This window comes from Nocardia sp. bgisy118, assembly GCF_057708605.1.
Genome location: NZ_JBYISM010000040.1, coordinates 26,102 through 47,110 on the forward strand (window position 1 = coordinate 26,102; position 21,009 = coordinate 47,110).

Sequence of the window (21,009 nt, forward strand, 5' to 3'; positions counted from 1 at the left end):
ACGGTCGCACGAGGCCACTCCTCGACGGTCCCTTCGACAACATGGGTGGTATCACCGGCACCGCGCGCGCCGTGTTCGCGCTAGATCAGGCCGGGAAAATCGTTCAATGGAAAAGGCCAATACATGACCAACGATGACATCACTTACTCGACCTTCACGGGCTGGATCGAACCGCCGACGGATTTGCGGCCGCCGCTGGACGGCGACACCGCGTGCGAGGTCGCGGTTATCGGCGGCGGTGTCGGCGGTATGGCGACGGCCTTGCGGCTGGCCGACCGCGGCATCGACGTCATTCTCCTCGAGGCCGAATTCTGTGGCTACGGTGCCAGTTCGCGCAACGCGGGCCAGCTGACCGGCGCCCCGGCCGGCGATCCGCAGATTCTGAGCCCGCTTTACCCACGTCGCTTTCCCAAGGTCGTACGGTTCGCCGAAGACGCCGTCGACTTTGTCGAGAAGGACTTGCTGCAACGGTTCGATATCGCCTGTGATTACGAACAGACAGGCAATGTCGGGGCCGCGTTCTCCAAAGGCCAGCTGCGTAAGGCTCGCCGGATCGCGAAGATCCTCACCAAGGCCGGGGCGCACGCCAAGTTCGGTGACAACGTCGAACTCGGTCTGCCGGATACCTTCTACGGCGGCGTTCTCGAGCCTGTCGGCGGACAGCTCAATCCTGGAAAGTTCTGTCTCGGCCTGCGCAAGGCGGTGATCGAGTCCGGTGCGCGGGTGTACGAGCGCACGCCGTTGCAGTCGATGGACAACAACGGCTCCGGGGCGGTGATCAGCACTCCGAGCGGACGAGTGCGCGCGAAGAACGTTGTCGTGGCGACGAACGCCTACACCAATGAGCTCGGAATCGCGCCGAAGCGGACGGAAACGCCCATCTGGGTCAGCATGGTCGAGACGGCTCCGATCGATCCGGCTCGGATCACGGCAACCGGGTGGACGAGCCGTTCTGGCATCGTGACCGAGCACAATCTGCTCACCAGCTACCGCATCACCCCTCGCAACTCCATCGCTTTCGGGGTACGCCAGCTGCGTATGGGGCGCGGCAGCCTTCCCGCCCGCACGTCCGATCCGGCGGTCGTCGCCGATCTCATCGACGGGTTCCGCGCGGTGTTCCCCTCGCTACAGGATGTTCCGATCGAGCGGACGTGGGGTGGCTGGATCGCGATGACCCCATCGTGGCTGCCGGTCGCCGGGCAAACCAAGCAGGAGAACGTCTACTACTCCATCGCGTGCAACGGCCACGGCCTCGCGCAGGCTCCCTATCTGGGCACGCTGATCGCTGACCTGATCGCGGGCAACGAGTTCCATGACAATCTCGACGCCGTGTGGAGTAAGCGGCCGTGGTTCGGGCCGGGCTTGTTCAAGGAACCGCTGCTGCGTGCCACGTGGGCCGCTGATCGCCTGGCCGATCGCGTCACAAGGCCGAATCATTGACGCCGACGTCGTAGTCCGGCGATGCGGCTGGCAGCCGCGTTTCGCGCGTCGCCCAGCGGTAACCCCGGCCGTCAGATGAGCGACGGGCCGGGGGAGCCCGGGCACTTCGATGCCTGACGCATCCGGCCCGGGCAACGCGGCCCGCGATCCGGTGTGGCGGGATCAGTCCAGGTGGGCCGACAGCAGCCAGGCTGGAACCGACTTGCGGCCATGGGGCTCGTCGCGCATGCCCTCGAATTGGAAACCCGCGTCCGCTGGCAACTCCGCAGGCAGATTGCCATGGATTCGCGCCTGCCTGATCTCATCGATCACCCAGTACTGCGACACCACCTCGCGAAGCTCGTCGGCGGTGACCGGCGATGGGCCCGGTTCAGGTGCTTCGGGCAGGGCGGCCCGGTCGAAAACCAGCACGAAATACGACGCGCCCGGCGCGGCGGCGCGCGCAATCGACTGCTGATAGCCCTCCCGCGACTCGACCGGGATCGAATGGAACAACGTGCTGTCGACGATGGTGCCGAAGCGGCCGTCGTAGCCGGTGAAGGAGGCGATGTCGGCGACCTCGAAGGAGGCGTTGACCAAGCCGCGCTTGGCGGCTTCGGCGCGGGCCAGTTCGACCGCGGTCGGCGACAGGTCCAGGCCGACGGTGGTGAAACCCCGCTCGGCCAGATACAGCGAGATCGCCGCCTCCCCGCATCCGACATCGAGCACATCGCCATGGAATCTGCCCTGCTCGATCAGCGCGGCGAGTTCCGGCTGGGGTTCCCCGATACTCCACGGTGGTTTGACGCCCGGCCCGAACGGGCCCCCTGTACCTCGGTAGATTTCTTCGAATTCGAAATCGTGAGGGGAAGTCATAGCCCACGAATATCAGAGAACCTGGTACATGTTCGGGACGTGGCCCGCGACGCGCTCGGACTCGTCAGGAGCCGGTGCGGTGGCGGCAAATCGGCACCGGCGCCTCGCGTCCGGCAGGCATGACATCGGCGGTGCGATACCGCTTGCCTGGCGACTGCCCGGCCTCGACCGCCGCTGACACGCCAGGCGTATGAACCGCGTCACTCCCTGTCACACGAGCGGACGGTCGCCGGTCCTATGAACGGATACCCCGACGATCGGAAAGCGCTGCCATGAAATCCGGAATGCTGTCCAAGCGACTCGCGTTGATCGCGACCGCGCTACTCGCCGTCCTCACGGCCGTCACGGTGCCCATCGCGTACGCCTGGGAGGGCTTGGGTTCGTCCTATCAGTCGCAGTACCTGACCCGTGTCGAATCCCGATATGCCGAGACCGATCTGGCCAGGTTTCACTACACCCGGATCGGGACCGGCTCACCCGTCGTCCTGATCGCCGGAGGAGGACTGTGGGGATACTCCTGGCGAGACGTCGCCCCGGCGCTGGCCGCCGAGCACACGGTCTATGCCGTCGATCTGCCCAGCCAAGGATTCACCGAACTACATCGCGAAGACTTCGCCTACGACTTGCCCGCGATGTCGGAGGCCATCGCCACCTTCCTCGATGCCGTCGGGCTGGACCGGGCGGCGATCGCCGGTCACTCGTGGGGTGGGGCCTGGAGCCTGTACTTCGCCGAACAGCACCCTGAACGAGTCGAGCAGCTCGTCCTTCTCGACTCACCGGGCCTCGACGCCGAAAAGGCGCCTGTCACACCACTGTTCACCACGCCGCTACTCGGCGAGCTGGCCACCGGCCTGACCACCCGCTCCTTCTACGCCGACAGCATCCGTGGCACCTTCCACAACCAGCACCTGGTGACCGAGGAAGTGATCGACGAGCTCTACGCACCGTTCTCCCAGCCGGCGAACCGTGACGGCTTCCTGTCACTGTGGCGGAACCTGGACTATCGGCTCACCGACGTCGGGCTTACTCGGATCACCGCACCCACCCTCGTGCTGTGGGGCGCCCAGGACACCTGGCTCCCGACCTCCCAAGCTCATCAGCTGGCCCGGAGGATTCCGAATGCCACAACAACCGTTCTTCCCGGCTGCGGGCACACAGTCCACGAGGACTGCCCGGCACAAACGAACGCCCTGCTGACCGCCTTCCTGCACTGAGACGCACGAACAACCCGGACGGACCGCAGCTCGGACCGACTGGGGCCTGCAACCGGTTCGACGAGCGGACCCATGGTGCCGCAGTGATCTCATCGCGGCATCATGGGCCGTGGTCGGCTCCCTGCACTCCCCGTCGGCGACCGCTCAGGACGATCCGGGAGCGGTGCCGTCGAGGAATTCCGTGACATCGTGGCGAATTCGCTGTACTGGAACAGGAATCCGTGCGCAGCCCTGTCGCCCCACACCTCGGCCATGCTGCCTGACGGAACCGTAAGCGAGATCTAAGCGATGTCAACACTTGTTATGTTGATGACATGGCAACGTCGAACACGCCGTATCATCACGGCGACCTACCCGCCGCCTTGGTGCGTGCGGCCGTGGAGCTCCTCGAGGAAAACGGCGCCGCCGAGCTGTCACTACGGGCCGCCGCGCGGCGCGCCGGTGTGTCCACCGCCGCGCCGTACCGGCATTTCGCCGACCGCGACGCCCTGTTGTCAGCCGTTGCCGCGGTCGGGTACCGGGAGTTGGCGGCCAACCTGGCCGCGGCGAGTGCCGCACCGACCACCGCCGAGGACTTCGCCGCGATCGCCATCGCTTACGTCCAGTTCGCCCTGACGCGGCCCGGGTTGTTCCGCGCGATGTTCGCCGAGCCGTGCGACCCCACCAGTCCCGAACGGGTGGCAGCTACCACTGCGATTCACGAGTACGTCAGATCGATTGTGCGGCAAGCGTTTCCCGCAGCAGACGAGGAGGCCCTGGCAACAGCGTTGTGGTCGATGGTGCATGGCCTGGCCTTCCTGTACCTGCACGGAAAGTTCGACGCCGCCTCGCCGGACGCCCTCGCCGAGCGGGTCCGCGCGATTGTCCACTCGATTCTCGAGCTGTCGGACCGCGCACCCAGCACCGAGCAGAACGTGTAGCTCACGCCGGTGCGCGCCAGGTCAGGGCTCGCGAACGGTGAGAAGCACCTTGCCGACGGTCTCGGCGGAATCCAGCAACGGGTGCGCTTCGGCGACATCGGTGATCGGGATCTTCGCGGACAGGACCGGCGCGACCGCGCCCTCGGCAATCAGCGGCCACAGGTTGCGGCGCAACTCGGCGACGATCTCGGCCTTGGAGCCGGACCCGCGCTCCGGGCGGCGGCGCAGATTCGTCGCGTGGACCGAGCCTCGCTTGGCCAGTAGCACGCCGAGATTCAGCTCCGCCACCGCCCCGTCCTGCAACCCGATGATCGTCAGGTGACCGTCTTCGGCCAGAGTGTCCACGTTGTGCTGCAGATAGCCGGCGCCCATGATGTCCAAGATCACATCGGCGCCGCCGTATTCCTCGGACACGACGGTCGCGAAGTCTTGTTCTCGGTAGTTGATCAGCGTGTTCGCTCCGAATTCCCGGCAGCGATCGAGCTTGAACTGCGATCCCGCGGTCACCGCGACACGAGCACCCAGCGCGCGACCCACCTGAATCGCATGGGTCCCGATGCCGCTGCCACCGCCGTGGATCAGTAGCGTCTGCCCTTCGCACAGCCCCGCGGTCATCACGATGTTCGACCAGACCGTGGCGGCGGCTTCGGGCAGCGCCGCCGCATCGGTCAGGCTCACCCCGCCGGGAACCGGAAGCACCTGGGTGGCAGGCACGTTCACCCGTTCGGCGTAGCCACCGCCGGGCAACAGCGCGCACACCGCGTCGCCGGGCTTCCAGTCCTGTACACCGGCGCCGACCTCGGCGATGATTCCGGAAACCTCGAGACCCAGGATCTCACTGGCACCCGGCGGCGGCGGATAGAAGCCGTATCGCTGCATGATGTCGGCGCGATTGACCCCCGCGGCGACCACATCCACCGCCACCTCCCCGGGGCCGGGCGCGGGCAGGTCGTCGACCTCGCCCCATTTCATGACCTCCGGGCCTCCATAGCCGTCGAGCGTCACCGCAAACATGTCGTCTCCTTTCGGTCGGCAGGATGTATACGTCGCTAACATTACCCTGGAAATTAGCACCGTCAACATTCGAGGCGACGATCACAGCTCGTTGCCGCGATCTCCGGGAACCGTTCGTCGCAGCGCGTGCTCGCCTGTCCAGTGCAGGACCTCCAGCGCGGCCGCCACCGCAACGATATTGTCCGCCAGGGGTTTCGGTAGCAGTTCGTCGGTGCGGACCAGGCGCCGAATGATCGTGTTGCGGTGAATGAACAACCGCTGCGCGGTGCGCGAGGTGTTGCACAGCTCCTGGATGTAGACCCGCAGGACCAGCAGGGTTTCGGGGTCGGCGGACACCAGCCCACCCGCCCGGGCGGGCGTGATTGCGGCACCTTCCAGGACCAGCGTCACCGCGGCCAGCCGCTCGGCGTGGGTACCGCGCGTGAGCGCGCGGCGCTCGGAGTCCATCGCCTCGCCCACGGCTTCGGCGATGTCATCGACGAAGGTACTGATGGATTGCGCTCGCTGATGTACTTCGACGGCGGTGCGGCAGCGGGCCTGGAAGGAGGATTCTGGATGACCGCGATCGGACTGGCCATCGGCGTCCTCTCCGGCGTACTGGTGACCACCTTCTACGATCAGAAGGGGTTGACGCGCACCTCTCGCACCCAGGTCGAGACCGTACAACCCTTACCATGCCGCTCGGCGCGGTCATCGCGTTCGGCCTGAACGGCTCTCGCCGTTCAGGCCGAACGCGCGTGTTCCGGCACGACACCCACACCCCTCCTCCAAGCAGCACCACCGTCATCGGATCCGGGCGGCCGAGCACCGGAACTCCCTAATCCGGACCGATGATGCAGGTCACACCGAAGGGCATGAGCATCGACCACCCCGACCGTCGCGCGCGTCCACGTAATCGGCGCGCAGTAATTCTCGCCGCAGCGTTCGAGGCGTTCGCGCACAACGGCTACCACGACACGTCGATGGCCGACATCGCCGAAGCCGTCGGGATCACCCCTGCCGCGCTGTATCGGCATTTCAGCAACAAACAGCATCTGTTGGGGCAATGTGTGCTCACCGGACTCGACGATGCTCTCGCCCGCCTCGACGCCGCCAGCCGGTCCCGCAACTCCCGAGACGCGATACTCGCTGCACTCGTGCAAGTCGCGCTCGAGCGGCGCGGGCTCCCGCGACTGTGGCAGCTCGAATTCCGCCACCTCCATGAACGCGACAGGTCGGCAGTTCTCATCCGGGCAGCCAGGCTTACCCGGCACCTTCACGGGACCGTCCGGTCACGGCGGCCCGAGTTGTCGGCAGCGGACGTGGAGTGCTTGAGCTGGTGTGCATTATCGGTGGCAGTCAGCCCGGCCTACCATCGCCTCGAGCTACCCATTCCAGTGGCGGCCCAGGTCCTCGGAGCGGCCATGCACGCCGTCATCGCGACCGATCTCCCCACACAACCGACCCATCCACTTCGCGCGCACGGACACAGCCGCTTCGCCGACGGCACGGATCTGGACCGCGCGCTGCGGCGGGAGCGCATCATCGCCGGGGCAGCCCGCCTGTTCACCCAGCATGGCTTCCCGAACGTGAGCATTCACGACATCGGCGTCACCGCGGGTATCACCGGCCCCGGGGTCTACCACTACTTCGACAACAAGGCCGAACTGCTGGACATGATCGTGCGCCGCCACGACGAGTGGATCGAACTGCTGGTCGCCCACGCGATGACCCGAAGCCGAAGCTCGCACGACGCAATAGCCACCCTCACCCACAACTTCGTCCGATTCGGTGCAGACGAGCCCGATCTGCTCGCCATCACCGTCAGCGAAACCCGGCACCTCCCGACAGCAGCCGAGCACCGCTACCGCAGGGTCCGCCAGGACGGCATCGCAAGCTGGGCCCGCATGTTGGGCGCAGCACGCCCGGAACTCGCACCGCCGGTGACACGCATGCTGATCCGTGCATTCACCACCGTCGTCATCGAGGCGGTGCGCAATCCACGACTCAACAGACGGACCGACCTCGTCGAACTTCTGGTCGCCATCGGGCACAGCATCCAGTCGGCACCCGCCGGTCGCAAACGCCCACCGCGAGTGATTCACAGCACTTGACCGCTGTTCGCGCGACGCGCCTCGACCGCAACATCGAGCGCAGATCCGGTGGGCGTGCTGTCCGACCCACTTAGGCAGTGTCTCGAAGTAGGTGTCGAGGTCAGAGCCATTGGTCGATGGCGGCGATGTGGATGACGGCGAGGTAGCGGGTGGCGAGTTTCTCGTAGCGGGTGGCGACGGCGCGGTGTTGTTTGAGTCGGTTGATGCCGCGTTCGATGGTGTTGCGGTGGCGGTAGATCTCACGGTCGAACGCCGGTGGTCGACCGCCCCGGCGGCCGCGGTTGCGGCGGTTGCGGGTTTGATCGGCCGGGATCGGTATCGTGGCGGCGATCCCGCGCTCGCGCAGGTGGGCGCGGTTGGCGGCCGAGGAATATGCCTTGTCCGCCAGCACCCGATCCGGCCGCACCCGAGCCCGTCCGCGACCGAGGCGAGGGACCCGGATACCGTCGAGCACCGCGGCGAACTGTGGACTGTCGCCGGCTTGACCGGCGGTGAGCAGCAACGACAGCGGGCGCAGGCCGTGTTCGCAGGCCAGATGCAGTTTGGTACCCCATCCACCCCGGGAACGCCCGAGCGCGTGATCGGCCGGCTCGGTGTGGTGCCCGCCGGGTGGTTCGGCCTGGCGGGCACCGTCACGGCGGGCTCCGGCGGCGTGCTGGTGGGCACGGGTGATCGTGGAGTCCACGCTGACCAGCCAGCCGATCTCACCGGCGGCATCGGCCAGCGTCTGTAGCTGTTGCAGTAGCCTCGCCCACACCCCGGCATGGGCCCAGCGGCGAAACAGCGCATAGATCGCCTGCCAGGACCCGTAGTGCGGTGGGATGTCTCGCCACGGGCAGCCGACGCGGACACGCCAACGGATCCCGTCGACGAGTCGGCGTCTGGTCCATCTCGAGGGTCGGCCCGGTCTTTTCGGGCTGGGCAGCAGCGGTTCCAGCCGTGCCCATTGGGCGTCGGTCAGGTCCGCTCGCGCGGTCACCGCTAGGGTGGTCACGAGGTCTCCGGTGTTCAGTTGAATCTTGGTCGATCAACCAACTACCGGAGACCTCACCACTTTCAAAACCCCAGCCCACCAACCAGTCTCACACCCCCGGCACTACTTCGAGACACGCTCTAGTCGCCATTGACTTTTCTTTGCCCAGCCGGGCCGGCATCACGCACAGTGTGCCGCGGGCGCGTCGAACAGCCCGTCATTCACCCTCGGACGCCTCGAACGTCCGGCAACCCAGAAGGCTACGTTCCGTGAGTCATTACAAGAGCAACGTGCGAGACCTCGAGTTCAACCTCTTCGAGGTGTACGGACTCGAAACAATCTTGGCGACAGGCGCTTTCGGAGATCTCGACGCCGACACGACACGCTCGGTACTCGCCGAGGCCGCCAAACTCGCCGAGGGTCCCGTCGCGGCGCCCTACGCCGACACCGACCGGAACCCGCCGGCATTCGATCCGCGGACCCATACGGTGGCGCTGCCGGAGCCGTTCAAGCGGGCGGTGCGCGCCTGGTACGACGCGGAATGGTGGCGGCTCGGCAAATCCGAGGACATCGGCGGAGTTCGGGCACCTGCGATGCTCGAGTGGGCAGTCACCGAGTTCGTTCTCGGCGCGCAACCGGCCGCCCACATGTACAGCATGGGTCCGGTCATGGCCGACATCATCAACGAGATCGGAACACCACAGCAGCGCGGCTGGGCCCGTTTCATGGTGGAACAGGACTGGGGCTCGACGATGGTGCTGACCGAGCCGGATGCCGGTTCCGACGTCGGCGCGGGCCGCACCAAGGCGATCGAGCAGGAGGACGGCTCCTGGCACATCGAGGGTGTCAAGCGTTTCATCACCTCGGCCGACTCCGACGACCTGTTCGCCAACATCGTGCACCTGGTGCTGGCCAGGCCCGAGGGCGCCGACCCGGGCACCAAGGGCCTGTCGCTGTTCGTCGTCCCGAAGTTCCATTTCGACCACGCCACTGGCGAACTCGGTGACCGCAACGGCGTGTTCGTCACCAACGTCGAGCACAAGATGGGACTGAAGGCTTCGGCGACCTGTGAACTCACTTTCGGCGGTCACGGCATCCCGGCGAAGGGCTGGCTGGTCGGTGACGTGCACAACGGCATCGCCCAGATGTTCAAGGTGATCGAGAACGCGCGAATGATGGTCGGCACCAAGGCCATCGCCACCCTGTCGACCGGCTACCTGAACGCGCTGGAGTACGCCAAGACCCGCGTCCAGGGGGCAGACCTCAGCCGCTTCACGGACAAGGCGGCACCTCGGGTCACGATCATCCGCCACCCCGATGTGCGCCGCTCGCTGCTCATGCAGAAGGCCTACGCCGAGGGCCTGCGCTCGATCTACCTGTACACCGCTGCCCACCAGGATCCCGTTGTCGCCCACCATGTCTCGGGCGTAAATGCCGAACTCGCCGCGCGGGTCAACGATCTGCTGCTGCCGATCGTCAAGGGTGTCGGTTCCGAGCGGGCCTACCAGTACCTGACCGAGTCGCTGCAGACCTTCGGTGGTTCGGGCTTCCTGCAGGACTACCCGGTCGAGCAGTACATCCGCGACGCGAAGATCGACTCGCTCTACGAGGGCACCACAGCGATCCAGGCGCAGGACTTCTTCTTCCGCAAGATCGCCCGTGACCGCGGTGTGGCGCTGGCGCACGTGGCGGGCCAGGTGCAGAAGTTCATCGACTCGGAGGCGGGCAACGGCCGCCTGAAGGGCGAGCGCAAGCTGCTGGCCACCGCGCTCGAGGACGTCCAGACCATGGCGGCCACCCTGACCGGCCACCTGATGGGCGCTCAGGAGCAGCCGTCCGAGCTGTACAAGGTCGGCCTGGGTTCGGTGCGCTTCCTGCTCGCCGTCGGTGACCTGCTCATCGGCTGGCGCCTGCTGGCGAACGCGCAGACCGCCCTCGACGCGTTCGACGCCGAACAGTCCGCTGCCGAACGCGCCTTCTACGAAGGCAAGGTTGTCGTGGCCGCATTCTTCGCCCGTGAAGTGCTGCCCCGACTGAGCTCCGATCGCGCCGTCATCACCGATATCGATGGCGACGCCATGGATCTCGACGAATCCTCGTTCTGACCGGCTGCCGGTCGACGCAGACCCGACAACCGGCCTGACGACAGATGTCCTGGACGCGGCGTTCGATCGCTACCGCGTCCAGGACTTCTGCGGGTTCAGCGAGCACCGTCGGTTGCCACCTACCCTGCGCTATGCGCGGTACCCATCGGTGCCGGCGCGAGACATGACGATATTGGAGACCACGGCGCGGGCAGACAGTCTCAGTAGGGAGTCGACGATCTCGACGACATCGCTCACTGCGAGCATCTCTTCCGGTGGGACTCTGTCATGGATCCAGGCACTCATATCGGTGTCGACGTAAGCGGGGGCGATAGTCGTGGCGGCGATGCCTTTGCCGGACTCTTCGGCGTTGAGGGTTGCGAACAAGGAGATGAGCGCCGCTTTCGCGGCACCGTACGCCGCCAGCCCGGCCTCGGCGTACACCCCGGTGATCGACGACAGCGCAATCACTTTCGCGCCACGTTCGGGCGCGAGGGCGGCCGCGGCGCGCAGCATCGGCAGGGCGCCCTGGATGAGTTGCATCGGGGCGCGCAGGTTGACGGCCAGGGTCTTGTCGAACCTGCGCATCGACGCATCCGCGAGAGGCTCGGCAGTACCGACTCCGGCATTGAGGACCAACGCCGACAGCGATCCGAACCGTTGCGAGTGCCCGGCGAGTACCGCTTCGACGCCGTCGGTATCGGCCATGTCCGTGGCCACGCTGATGACATCGCGAGCGCCGGCCTCGCGCAGCTGCGCGGCGACGACGCTCAGGCGATCGGCATCACGAGCGGTTATCGTCATCGCGTAGCCCTGTCGAGCAAGGCTTTTCGCGATCGCCACACCGATTCCGCGGGATGCACCCGTGATCAACGCGGTTCTTGTGATATCGGTCAATTCCAGTCTCTCTTCAGTGCGCGCAGTCCAGCTGCCATGAATTCCGGTGTCGCATCGGCGGCCCGCACCGCGGGCGAACCGGAGTCCGCACCGCGCAGGGCCCGATGAGTAATTCCTTCGGCGATCACACCGAGCTTGAAGTTGGCCAACGCGAGATAGAATCCCCAGCTGCGCAGATCGCGACCGGATGCGACGGCGTACGAGTCCGCCAGAGCATCGGGACTCGGTAGCCGGTCACTCGTCCACGCGGCCCGGGTGCCCAGTACCAGGTCGAATGCCGGAGACCGATAGACACACATCAGTGCGACGTCGGTGAGCGGGTCGCCGAGTGTCGACAGTTCCCAGTCCACCACGGCTCGAATCCGAGCCGGATCCCCCGGATCGACGATAGTGTTGTCGATGCGGAAATCACCGTGCACGATCGAGGCTGCGGATTCCGGCGGTAATGTCTCGGCCAACGCCGCCCCAAGGGTCGCGACATCGGTGAGCTCACGCGTTTTCACCCTATCCCACTGCGCTGCCCACAGATTCACTTGACGGGACACGAACCCGTTCGGGCGGCCGAAATCGGCCAGGCCCACCGCTTCGGTATCCACAGCATGCAATTCGGCCAGGATCCGCACCAACGCGCCCACGGCGTCCGTGACCTGTTCGTCGGTGAACGTCGTGAGATCGTCCTGCTCCCGAATCACAGCGCCGTCGACGAATTCGACGACGCTCATCTGAGCACCCAGCGCACTACCGTGTTCATCGAAGGCGATGGTCTTCGCTACCGGCACTGATGAATCCTGCAGCGCCTGCATGACGGTGAACTCGCGCGCCATATCGTGTGCGGACGGCGTGAGCCCTGCAACGGGCGGCCGCCGGATGACCCACTTCGATACATCGTCCGAAGCGACGAAAGTCAGATTGGAGCGACCGCCATCGAGCAACTCGACCCGCAGATCACCACACACGACAACACCGCGGTGCTCCAGAAAACGCTGTAGCGCGGCGATGTTCATGCCCGGCAAGGTCATTCTCCACTCGGCTGAGCTCGCTTGGCTGCGCCGATCGCGCGTTTGGCGATGGCCCATCGGTGGACCTCCGAGGGACCGTCGTAGATCCGGAACGGCCGTACCTCGCGCAAGAGCCGGGCCAAGGGCAAATCTTCGGAGACGCCCAGCCCTCCGCACATCTGTACGCTCCGATCGACGATCCGGCAGATCGCTTCGGCGGCAAAAGTTTTCGCGATCGAGGTTGAGTTCGCCGCAAGGTCGCCGTTGTCGAGTTCCCAGCAGGCGCGGAGCAGCAACGCCCGGGTGGCGGCGATATCGATCTCGTTGTCGGCAATCATCTTCTGGACCATGCCCAGATCACCCAGGCGTGACCCGAATCCCTGCCGTCCGGCCACGTGTGCCACTGCCACGTCGTGACCGCGGCGAGCGGCGCCGAGCCATCGCATCACATGTGTCATACGGGCCGGACCCAGTCGCACCTGTGCGTGTTCGAAACCGCGGTCGACAGCACCCAGCACCGCCGAATCCGGGACGAACACATCGTCGAACAACAGCTCGCAATGCCCGCCGATCATCGACCGGTCGAGGGTGTCGATGTGACGCTGCAGCCGGATGCCCGGGGTGTCGCCCGGGGCGAGGAACATGGTCGCGCCACCGCGCTGTCCCGGCTCGCCGGAAGTGCGGGCCATGATGATGAAAAGGCCCGCGCCGTCGGCCCCGGTGATGAACCACTTGTGCCCGTCGATCCGCCAGCCACCGTCGCATCGCACCGCCCGTGTGGACAGCGCGGACGGGTCCGAGCCCGCGCCCGGCGCCGGCTCGGTCATGGCGAAGGCCGAGCGTATTTCACCCCGGGCCAGTGGTTCCAGGTACTGCTGCTTCTGGGCCGGGTTCGCGATCTCGGCGAGAAGGTGCATGTTGCCCTCGTCCGGCGCCGCGATGTTCAGGGCCGTCGGGCCGAACAGCGAGTACCCGGCGGCCTCGAAGATCGGTGCACGATCCGACATTCCGAGACCGTGTCCACCGTATTCCACCGGCGCGTGCGGCGCGAACACTGCTGCATCACGCGCGGCCTGTTGCAGTTTCACTCGCACGTCATCCCCTCCCGCCGCGGTGATGTCGCCGTTGTGAGCGTCCTCGATCGGCAGCACCGAGTCGTGGATGAAGTCGCGCGTGCGTTCGGTCAGAGCACGCACCTCAGCCGAATAGGACAAGTCGATCGCCACTGACACTCCTCGCAATTGGCCGAGCGTACGCTCGGCATATATCCCGGGGTACGGTGACATGATCATGGCATACCTGTCAATACGGCCCTTCACGCTCCGGTGGCGCTATGTTCAGCTATTCTGAACATGCACACCGAGCATGCCCAAGGCGAACCTGGCGTAGTCGGCAGCGATACGCTCGGGGCTCGACTGGCCGTTGTCCCGGAACCATTGCGGCAACGACGTGCACATGGTCGAGATCGCACGCCCGGCGTGGCGAGGGCTGTCCGTCGCGAAAAGGCCCTGATCGACTCCTTCGGCGATCTCGGCGTCCAGCAGGTGCTGTAAATCGTTGCGCAACGCGCTGATTCGGCGCCGGTTCGCCGGCTCGAAGCTGCGCATCTCGCTGGCTCCGATGAGCGCCAGCTTGCGCCGGTGCATGTGGAACAAGGCCAGCGCCTCGACCATCAGGCTCAGCCGTTCGACAGGAGTCGTGCCTTCGTCACGCGCAGCAGGCACCCGCGCGAACAGCTCGGCCATCGTGATGTCCAGGCACGCGACCAAAAGATGCTGCTTGCTCCGATAGTGGTGGTAGACACCCGGAACGCTCATCCGTGCCCGCGTGGCGATCGATCGCATCGTCGAGCCGTGGTAGCCCTTCTCGACGAAGTCGTCGATCGCGGCCCTCAGCACGGGGTCGATGCTCAATGATTCGAACGCGCGCCAGCTGCGGCCGGTCCGCTTGTCCTCGACGAGCGGTGCGGCTGCGGGCACATTCGCGCTGTGGTCCGAATCCGAGTCCGAATCGCCGAGGCGATCGAGCAGCTCCCATACTCCGGTGTCCAAAGCGGCGGCGATCGCGTGCAACCGGCCGACCTCGACGCGGGTCTTGCCGTTCTCGATCGCGCTGACCGTGGCCGGGCTGACGTCGATGCGGGAGGCGAGTTCGCGCAACGAGACCCCTCGCGCAGATCGCGCCTTCCTGATGGCGGAACCGACCTCGTGCGCCGAAGGCGTCGTGGAAATCTCTGACATAGGTTCAGAATAGCTGAACATCTGAACAAGTTTCAGATACCCACGTCTCATGTTCAGGATTGACCTTCATGTTTGGTGGATGTCAGTGTGTTCCGGGTCACGATCCTTCCCGATCGGTCGGTCGGTGCCGCACCAGGCTGAACATTCGTGACCCAGTCCGTTCGGCGCTGAACAGGAGCGCCTGGGCGGCGCCGATCCTGCTGGTGGTCCTGCGTGTCTGCCAGGGCCTGGCGGTGGGCGGTGAGTGGGCGGGCGCTACCCTGCTCACCGCGGAGAACGCACCCGAGGACAAGCGCGGTACCTACGCGCTGTTCCCTCAATTGGGTCCCTCGCTCGGATTCGTTTTGGCCAGCGCGACTTTCCTGACCACCCGGCAGCCGCGCGAGATCCTGCTCGGCGCGGGCGCGGTGAGCATGTGCTTCGGGTTCTACTACATCGGCGTGACCTACCTGACCAGCTACGGCACCGGGCACCTCGGACTTCCGTCGGTCACCGTGCTCGCGGTCGGCATGGCGATCGGCTCGACTCTCGCGGCTGCCCACGATCGTCGGAGCACGCCTGTTGTGCCGGTTGTTTCCGCCGAGGTGCCCATCGCCGAAGTCGCCGAGGCGCACGCATTGCTGGACTCCTCCGCCAGCGTCGGCAAGGTGTTGCTCACCATCGGCAAGCCCTGAGTCACCTACGAGCTCTTCGTGACAGGCCGGACGAGTTCCGCCTCGGTCGGCCTCACACATTCGTCGACAGTCGATTCCACAGGCACACCAATTGCCGAACCGCCTGTGGGTGCGGTGGATGATCTCGATCGTCAGCTCATGGATGGTGGGTCGTCACGAAGCGGCGGCGCAGCGCGCAGAGCAATGCGAGCGGACAGGGAAAGCGGCGGTCGCCACGGGCTCGAGTCGTGTGGTGGCCATGCGTAGCAGGGTGTTCGGTCGAGCAGGAGCTCGGCCAACCTCGGTTGGCCCAGCTCGTGGGCCGACCACTCGTAGAGATCCTTCAGGCGGGGAGAGATGACGCCGACATCGAGCATGCGGCCGAAGCTGTGCTCGACGGCGACGTAGGTCTCGACATCGTCGCCGAGCGGGTAGCGATCGGGAAGGATGCGGGACAACGAGAGGAACACCCCGGTCATGCCGAGCCGAGGATCACCGAGTAGCGGCGCGACCGGCGCGAGTCGACCCAATGCGAGGCGTGGCGCGGATACCAGCGCGTGGGCGTAGAGAACCCGCATCAGGACGAGATTCATGAAGAACCGCTCGGTGCGGGTCTCGGTCCTAGCCAGATCGAGATTGTCCAAGTAGGCGGATACGACGCTGGCGTTGTGCGCTCGGTACCAATTCCGAGCCGTGGGCTCGGCGATGAATCGCACCGCCAATTCGACGCTGATCGACGAAGCCGGTCCGCCACCACCGCCCAGCAATACGCGTGCTTCCCAGCCGTCGCGCAGGAGTCGCTCGTTCACGGCCCGCCACCACGGGCTGCCCGGGGAGGGTCCTGTCTCCGGCCGGAGCAGACCGCGCCGCAACTGCCACCGCATGAACGCGCTGGCAGCGCGGCGGAACGGGAGGTGCACCTGCGCGCCGCCCGCGTCGCCCTCGTAGAGCTCACGCAGTAAATCCAGCCGCCCCGACGGATCGTCTCGCACTCGAGCGACTTGCTGCTCGGCGAAGTCGGCGGCACTCGACATTTTTGCATTGTCGCACCTGTCGAGGCCGCCGCCGATATGGCGGCCCGCGCCGCGATCAGGACGCGGTCACCGCCGGACTCACCCTGCCCTGGAGCAGCGGACCGTCGAAGGCTGGAGGCATTCGCTGCAAACCGTCACCCGCCGCACCATCCTCGTTCCTCACCGCGATGGCCCCAGCCGGGTCGGCGGCGGGTTCGCCGCCGCGACACCGAATACTGACCATCAGTGTCGGATCGGCGCGGAGCCGGTCGGGCTGACCAGCACAGTCACGGTGGCACGGTCAACGGCCGGTGTCGGGCCGCACGACGATAAGCGGGCATTCCGCCCCGTGCAGCACCGCTTGGCTGACCGAACCCAGCGTCATACCGGCGAAACCGCCGCGGCCGTGGCTGCCGACGATCAGCAGCTGGGCGGTTTGCGCGGTGTGCAGCAGGAGGCGAGCAGGTCGGTCTTCCCCCGCGACGCGCTCGACGTGAACGGCGGGGTATTTCTCGATGTAGCCCGCGAGGTTCTCCGACAGTAGCGCTTCGGCTTCGACTTGCATCTCGGCGCGCGACTGGTACCGCTCGAATTCGGACCAGGCGTGCACTGCTACCACACCGACGCCGCGTAGCGAGGCTTCCTCGAACGCCATGTCGATCGCCGCGACGCTGCATGGTGAGTCGTCGACGCCCACCACGATCGGTCCTGGCGAGATCGGCTCTGCTTCTTCGGGAATCACTGCGACCGGGCTGTCGGCATGCCTGACCAGCGCCGTGCTGACCGAACCGAGCAGAGTGCGGCGGAAGGCGCCGAGCCCTCTGCTGCCGACCACGATCAGCCGCGCGCTCTCGGAGCGGTCTCGCAAGGCCGGTATCGGCGCGGCGTTCACCACGGCGGTGGACACCTCGATGGCTCCGAACGAGGCGGCCGCCGCGCTCGCGACCTGGGCCGCGGCGGCGACTATCTCTGCGCCTGCCTGACGAAGCGATTCGTAGTCGACCACCGGCCCGGCGAGACCGGGGCCGTAGTCCACCGGTACTCCGATCGCGTTTACCAGGTCCAGCGGCGCATGGTGACGCGCCGCGTAGACCGCCGCCCAGCGAACGGCGGTGCGCGCCTGTTCGGAGCCGTCTACTCCGACCGCGACCGGTGGGTTCGTCTTGGCGGACATATGCGTGCCTTTCGTCCGAAGAGTTTCCGCAACGGGATAGCCGAACGTTAGGCCGCGATATGGGGACGCCGCGCCGGTCTTTGGTCACCGATGACCGGGTCCAAAGACGACCGTGGGGGCGCCCGCTGTCCACGTCGTCGTCGAGGAGTGCGCCCGAAGTCCCTGTATCCGAGGGGCCGAGATGCGTCGTCGATGGCGGCCTGCGGGCGTGAGCCGGAGCCGCCGACCGGGCGGCCATGACTGTCGCGCGGGGAGGGGCCGTTCGTCCCGGGACTGGGTGATTTCGGCCCCTGTCGAGGCTGGTGGACCCGAGCAATAGTGATGTCATGGCCAAGACTTCGAATCTCTCGGCGCCCGACCGGCGGCGCATCGCAGAACAGGCTCTGGATTCGCCAGAGCAGCGTACGGAGGACATGTTCGTCCGGGTCCAGTGCGGACGTGGTCATCATGTGGCGGCAGTGCTCGACACCGCCGTGGGTCCGGTGTTCCGATCGGTGACCGGCTTGCACGCCCACGGTGGTCGCGACTATGTCGACACCGGACATGGCTCCCACCGGAACGGCACCCGATACGCCGACCTGCTGGCGGCCGACGACTTCACCGACGACGCACTACCCGCCTCCTGCGAATGCGGGCCGCACACCCTGTCGCGGGCTCGTTTGGCGAAGGCGATCGCAGAATTCGAGCGCGTGATCCAGTTGCCCTGATCGTCTTCGACCAGACAGCAGAATCGCTTGCCGTCACGAGCTCCGGTCGGCATGGGGTCCCAGGCAGGCCGCCGACGAGCGCGAGGCGAGCAGCAGTGTGCTCCAGGTGACTCAGGGCGATGCGCAGATGGCGGATGACATGCTCACCGGCGGCGCCGTCACCTTGCAGCAGACAGATCAGGTCCACCTTCGCCCGGACGGTGGCGCGATAGGCATGCAGTGGGAGCGCAACGACATCGGTGCGGGGTCGCCGGTCGCCCGCACGTAGTCGCCGAGTAGGCGCACGCCGAATTCCGGGTTCCCGAGAAACTCGAAATCCGTGGCCAGAAAGGCGATGTCGTCGAGGCAGTCGAGGTGACGCAGCCGGTCGTCGAAGTCCAGGCAATCCAGGACCCGAAAGCCGTCGGGGAGGGCGAAGATCTCCTCGGCCAGCAGATCCCCGTGCCCTTCGAGAATGCGCCCTTCGGCGATCCTGTTGTCGAACAGTGGGATTCGGCCGTCCAGGTACCGCATCGCGAGGTGGTCGATCTGCTCCGGCAGGTTTGGGGCGGCCGGGCACGCTGGTTCTTCTCGAAGAGGTTGCGGCAGCGTCCGCCACCGCTCGCGCAATGCTCGCGCGGTGCCCGCCCGTTCCACATCGGGGCTACGGCGCGCCAAGCGATGGAATCGGACGAGCAACTCGACCAGCGCCTCGGCCGGCCGCTCGCCTGCCAGATCGGGCCTGCGGCCGCCATCGGCGACCTGCCGATCGAGGTGGCGGAGTCCGCCGCCCACAGAGCCGCCATCCGTCGCCGCGGGTCGATCGTGGTCGGAGGACCCGGCGATCGGTGACCTTCGGCCGTCACATCTGCCGTTGGTTCGCACGATGCTGAATCACGAGGGAATCGTGCGCAGCCAGCCGAAAGGTATGGATCGTCATGGCCGAACTCACGGGCAGAAGCGCCGTCGTCACCGGCGGCGCGCGCGGAATCGGCGCCGCCGTCGTAGCCGCCCTGGCGAAGGAGCGCCTCTCGGTCGTCGCCGGCGATCTGCTCGACTCCCAGGGCGGCGCGCTGGCCGAATCACTGGGCCCGAATGTGATCTTCCGCCGCCTGGATGTGACCGACGAGGCGGGCTGGTGTGCGGTCCTGGACGACGCCGAGGCGGAGTTCGGTCCGCTGGCGGTACTGATCAACAATGCCGGAATCGTCGACTTCAGCGATATCGAGTCCGAGCCTTCCTCGATGTTTCGTCACGTCATCGATGTCAACCTCTACGGCGCCTGGCTGGGCATGCACCTGGCTGCGCCGCGGTTGCGTGCCGCGGGCGGTGGGGTCATCGTCAACATCTCGTCCGCCGCCGGGCTGATCGGCTACGCGGGCGTCGGCGCCTACGTCGCGAGCAAATGGGGTTTGCGAGGCCTGACCAAAGCCGCCGCCCTGGAGCTGGGACGCGCGAACATTCGCGTGTGTTCGGTACATCCCGGCCCGGTCCGCACGCCGATGACCGCGGCGATGGACGAATCCGTCGTCGCGAACCAGCCGCTGGCACGCTTCGGCCAACCGGAGGAGGTCGCGGCGATGGTGCGCTTCCTGGTCACCGAGGCCACCTACTCGACCGGCTCGGAGTTCGTGCTCGACGGCGGCGCCACCGCGGGTCAGGTACTCGATCTGCCGGACGAATCCCGATGAGAGGCAGGCGATGGCGGACGGGAGCCCGGTCCGGGGCCTGCCGCGCGGCGGCAGGCCCCGTGCGGAGCGATCACAGGCGAGGACCAGGTCGGTCGAGGTGATCAGACCGGTGAGCCCGCCGTCGGCGCCGACGACGGCGACCGCGTCCGGATTGGGACGAAGTACGACCCGGGACGCGATCATCGAGTGTGTGACCGGTCGGTAGTCGGGGCCACGGGTTCGATCAGTCCTTCGACGAGCAGAATTCGATGGGCCTCCTGTGCGGCCGACACTCGTGCGGTGCCATCGGATACACCTTCGAGCGGATTCTCCAGTCCGCGAACGAGGACGGCCACGGCCTCCGACAGGGCACGCAGCCGGGTGTCGAGCTCGTCGAAACGGGACGGCTCCCTTCGCCCGGCGAAACTCGCGGCCAACGGACCGGCGAGTTCGGCGCCGACCAGGATTCGCCGCAGGTCCTCGGGCAGCAGCACGAAGACGTGGTCGAGCTGGCCGGGGGAGAACAAGCCGGTGAGCGTTTCGGTCACCGAACCAGCCAGTGCGACCGCCTCGTCGTGCGTGACGCCTGCTTCGTGGGCGAATTGGTCGAGGAAGGAGGGGACGTCGTGGGAAACGGGGACATGAGCGGGTACCCAGTCCTCGAAGAAGATTCCCCGCAGCATTTCGGGCAACTGCGCGCTCAGATGTGCGCTCGCATTGATACTGATGCGGTCACGCACGGAGTGCAGCCAGGCGCGCAGAACGCGGTGGGCGAACGCCCGGTCATCGGTGGCGAGGCCGTCGGCGATGGCGCGCAGCCACTCGTGGGCTGTGTGGATCGCGGGCGCGAGAGGATCGCGGTGATAGCTCATGGAGTGCGGCCTTTCACGGATGAATCGTGGTGGAGCGCGCTGGTGGCAGCCGCAGACTTAGGGCCATCGTTTCGGCCCTCGAGCGGATCTCTGCCCAGTTACGCAGATCCCCGTACTGATCGGTCGCGTACACGAGCGCGATGCGCTGTTTGTCCTTGTCCATGTCCAAGAGCCTCCTAGCATGAGTCCAGCTCGGTGAGAGGATTCGTGCCC

At 66.4% G+C, this 21,009-nt stretch carries 21 protein-coding genes and 2 pseudogenes; 9 read left to right on the forward strand and 14 right to left on the reverse strand.

Annotation, left to right across the window (positions count from 1 at the left end; genetic code table 11):
* Positions 1–138 precede the first annotated feature (138 nt).
* On the forward strand, positions 139–1,440 hold the full coding sequence (locus tag AC3EO7_RS34415) for an NAD(P)/FAD-dependent oxidoreductase (RefSeq protein ID WP_435593495.1): 1,302 nt from the start codon (positions 139–141) through the stop codon (positions 1,438–1,440).
* A gap of 162 nt (positions 1,441–1,602) precedes the next feature.
* Here the strand turns inward: AC3EO7_RS34415 and AC3EO7_RS34420 are convergent, their stop codons facing one another.
* Positions 1,603–2,295 carry a class I SAM-dependent methyltransferase gene (locus AC3EO7_RS34420; protein ID WP_431971504.1) on the reverse strand — a complete coding sequence of 231 codons (693 nt, stop codon included), beginning with the start codon at positions 2,293–2,295 and terminating at the stop codon, positions 1,603–1,605.
* 272 nt (positions 2,296–2,567) lie between these two features.
* Here AC3EO7_RS34420 and AC3EO7_RS34425 point away from each other — a divergent pair, with 272 nt between their 5' ends.
* On the forward strand, positions 2,568–3,509 hold the full coding sequence (locus AC3EO7_RS34425; protein WP_435593465.1) for an alpha/beta fold hydrolase: 942 nt from the start codon (positions 2,568–2,570) through the stop codon (positions 3,507–3,509).
* 314 nt (positions 3,510–3,823) lie between these two features.
* A complete protein-coding gene (locus AC3EO7_RS34430) occupies positions 3,824–4,429 on the forward strand; it encodes a TetR/AcrR family transcriptional regulator (RefSeq protein WP_431971502.1) in 606 nt (201 codons plus the stop codon).
* Positions 4,430–4,450: 21 nt separating this feature from the next.
* On the opposite strand, the gene AC3EO7_RS34435 is transcribed toward AC3EO7_RS34430, so the two are convergent.
* Both AC3EO7_RS34435 and AC3EO7_RS34440 read right to left on the reverse strand, forming a co-directional pair.
* Positions 4,451–5,443 (reverse strand): NAD(P)H-quinone oxidoreductase, encoded by a 993-nt coding sequence (locus AC3EO7_RS34435; protein ID WP_435593466.1) that lies wholly within the window; start codon positions 5,441–5,443, stop codon positions 4,451–4,453.
* 81 nt (positions 5,444–5,524) lie between these two features.
* On the reverse strand, positions 5,525–5,902 hold the full coding sequence (locus AC3EO7_RS34440) for a helix-turn-helix domain-containing protein (RefSeq protein WP_488186314.1): 378 nt from the start codon (positions 5,900–5,902) through the stop codon (positions 5,525–5,527).
* A 48-nt stretch (positions 5,903–5,950) separates the two neighbouring features.
* Between AC3EO7_RS34440 and AC3EO7_RS34445 the strand changes: the two genes are divergently transcribed.
* Both AC3EO7_RS34445 and AC3EO7_RS34450 read left to right on the forward strand, forming a co-directional pair.
* Positions 5,951–6,151, forward strand: a complete 201-nt coding sequence (locus tag AC3EO7_RS34445) for a hypothetical protein (RefSeq protein ID WP_435593468.1) — start codon at positions 5,951–5,953, stop codon at positions 6,149–6,151.
* A gap of 122 nt (positions 6,152–6,273) precedes the next feature.
* Positions 6,274–7,536 (forward strand): TetR/AcrR family transcriptional regulator, encoded by a 1,263-nt coding sequence (locus AC3EO7_RS34450; protein WP_435593469.1) that lies wholly within the window; start codon positions 6,274–6,276, stop codon positions 7,534–7,536.
* 100 nt (positions 7,537–7,636) lie between these two features.
* Here the strand turns inward: AC3EO7_RS34450 and AC3EO7_RS34455 are convergent, their stop codons facing one another.
* A complete protein-coding gene (locus AC3EO7_RS34455; protein WP_435593470.1) occupies positions 7,637–8,530 on the reverse strand; it encodes an IS5 family transposase in 894 nt (297 codons plus the stop codon).
* A 248-nt stretch (positions 8,531–8,778) separates the two neighbouring features.
* Between AC3EO7_RS34455 and AC3EO7_RS34460 the strand changes: the two genes are divergently transcribed.
* Positions 8,779–10,614, forward strand: coding sequence for an acyl-CoA dehydrogenase (locus AC3EO7_RS34460; RefSeq protein WP_435593471.1), 1,836 nt, complete (start codon positions 8,779–8,781; stop codon positions 10,612–10,614).
* Positions 10,615–10,743: 129 nt separating this feature from the next.
* Here the strand turns inward: AC3EO7_RS34460 and AC3EO7_RS34465 are convergent, their stop codons facing one another.
* The 5 genes and pseudogenes from AC3EO7_RS34465 to AC3EO7_RS34485 all read right to left on the reverse strand — a co-directional run.
* Complete coding sequence (locus AC3EO7_RS34465; protein WP_435593496.1) at positions 10,744–11,481, reverse strand: SDR family NAD(P)-dependent oxidoreductase; 738 nt, start codon at positions 11,479–11,481, stop codon at positions 10,744–10,746.
* Positions 11,482–11,486: 5 nt separating this feature from the next.
* A complete protein-coding gene (locus tag AC3EO7_RS34470) occupies positions 11,487–12,509 on the reverse strand; it encodes a phosphotransferase family protein (RefSeq protein WP_435593472.1) in 1,023 nt (340 codons plus the stop codon).
* A complete protein-coding gene (locus AC3EO7_RS34475) occupies positions 12,506–13,714 on the reverse strand; it encodes an acyl-CoA dehydrogenase family protein (RefSeq protein WP_435593473.1) in 1,209 nt (402 codons plus the stop codon). Before AC3EO7_RS34475 ends, AC3EO7_RS34470 begins: the two co-directional genes overlap by 4 nt.
* Before the next feature lie 111 nt (positions 13,715–13,825).
* Entirely contained in the window at positions 13,826–14,467 is a 642-nt protein-coding gene (locus tag AC3EO7_RS34480; protein WP_435593497.1) for a TetR/AcrR family transcriptional regulator, read from the reverse strand.
* A gap of 102 nt (positions 14,468–14,569) precedes the next feature.
* Positions 14,570–14,779: pseudogene (locus tag AC3EO7_RS34485) on the reverse strand (helix-turn-helix domain-containing protein); the annotation flags it as partial.
* Positions 14,780–14,913: 134 nt separating this feature from the next.
* On the opposite strand from AC3EO7_RS34485, the pseudogene AC3EO7_RS34490 reads away from it, so the two are divergent.
* Positions 14,914–15,243, forward strand: a pseudogene (locus tag AC3EO7_RS34490) (MFS transporter); the annotation flags it as partial.
* 290 nt (positions 15,244–15,533) lie between these two features.
* Here the strand turns inward: AC3EO7_RS34490 and AC3EO7_RS34495 are convergent.
* Together AC3EO7_RS34495 and AC3EO7_RS34500 are read right to left on the reverse strand one after the other, a co-directional pair.
* On the reverse strand, positions 15,534–16,415 hold the full coding sequence (locus AC3EO7_RS34495; protein WP_435593474.1) for a hypothetical protein: 882 nt from the start codon (positions 16,413–16,415) through the stop codon (positions 15,534–15,536).
* Positions 16,416–16,695: 280 nt separating this feature from the next.
* A complete protein-coding gene (locus tag AC3EO7_RS34500; RefSeq protein ID WP_435593475.1) occupies positions 16,696–17,568 on the reverse strand; it encodes a universal stress protein in 873 nt (290 codons plus the stop codon).
* 326 nt (positions 17,569–17,894) lie between these two features.
* On the opposite strand from AC3EO7_RS34500, the gene AC3EO7_RS34505 reads away from it, so the two are divergent.
* A complete protein-coding gene (locus tag AC3EO7_RS34505; RefSeq protein ID WP_431971491.1) occupies positions 17,895–18,275 on the forward strand; it encodes a hypothetical protein in 381 nt (126 codons plus the stop codon).
* Positions 18,276–18,452: 177 nt separating this feature from the next.
* Here the strand turns inward: AC3EO7_RS34505 and AC3EO7_RS34510 are convergent, their stop codons facing one another.
* Positions 18,453–19,049, reverse strand: coding sequence for a hypothetical protein (locus AC3EO7_RS34510; RefSeq protein ID WP_435593476.1), 597 nt, complete (start codon positions 19,047–19,049; stop codon positions 18,453–18,455).
* A gap of 143 nt (positions 19,050–19,192) precedes the next feature.
* Between AC3EO7_RS34510 and AC3EO7_RS34515 the strand changes: the two genes are divergently transcribed.
* Positions 19,193–19,945 carry an SDR family NAD(P)-dependent oxidoreductase gene (locus AC3EO7_RS34515; protein WP_435593477.1) on the forward strand — a complete coding sequence of 251 codons (753 nt, stop codon included), beginning with the start codon at positions 19,193–19,195 and terminating at the stop codon, positions 19,943–19,945.
* Positions 19,946–20,124: 179 nt separating this feature from the next.
* Here AC3EO7_RS34515 and AC3EO7_RS34520 read toward each other — a convergent pair whose 3' ends face one another.
* Entirely contained in the window at positions 20,125–20,796 is a 672-nt protein-coding gene (locus AC3EO7_RS34520) for a DUF2267 domain-containing protein (protein ID WP_435593478.1), read from the reverse strand.
* 13 nt (positions 20,797–20,809) lie between these two features.
* The gene (locus AC3EO7_RS34525; RefSeq protein ID WP_435593479.1) at positions 20,810–20,959 is read right to left on the reverse strand and encodes a hypothetical protein; all 150 of its coding nucleotides are present in this window, start codon (positions 20,957–20,959) and stop codon (positions 20,810–20,812) included.
* Between the last annotated feature and the right edge of the window lie 50 nt (positions 20,960–21,009).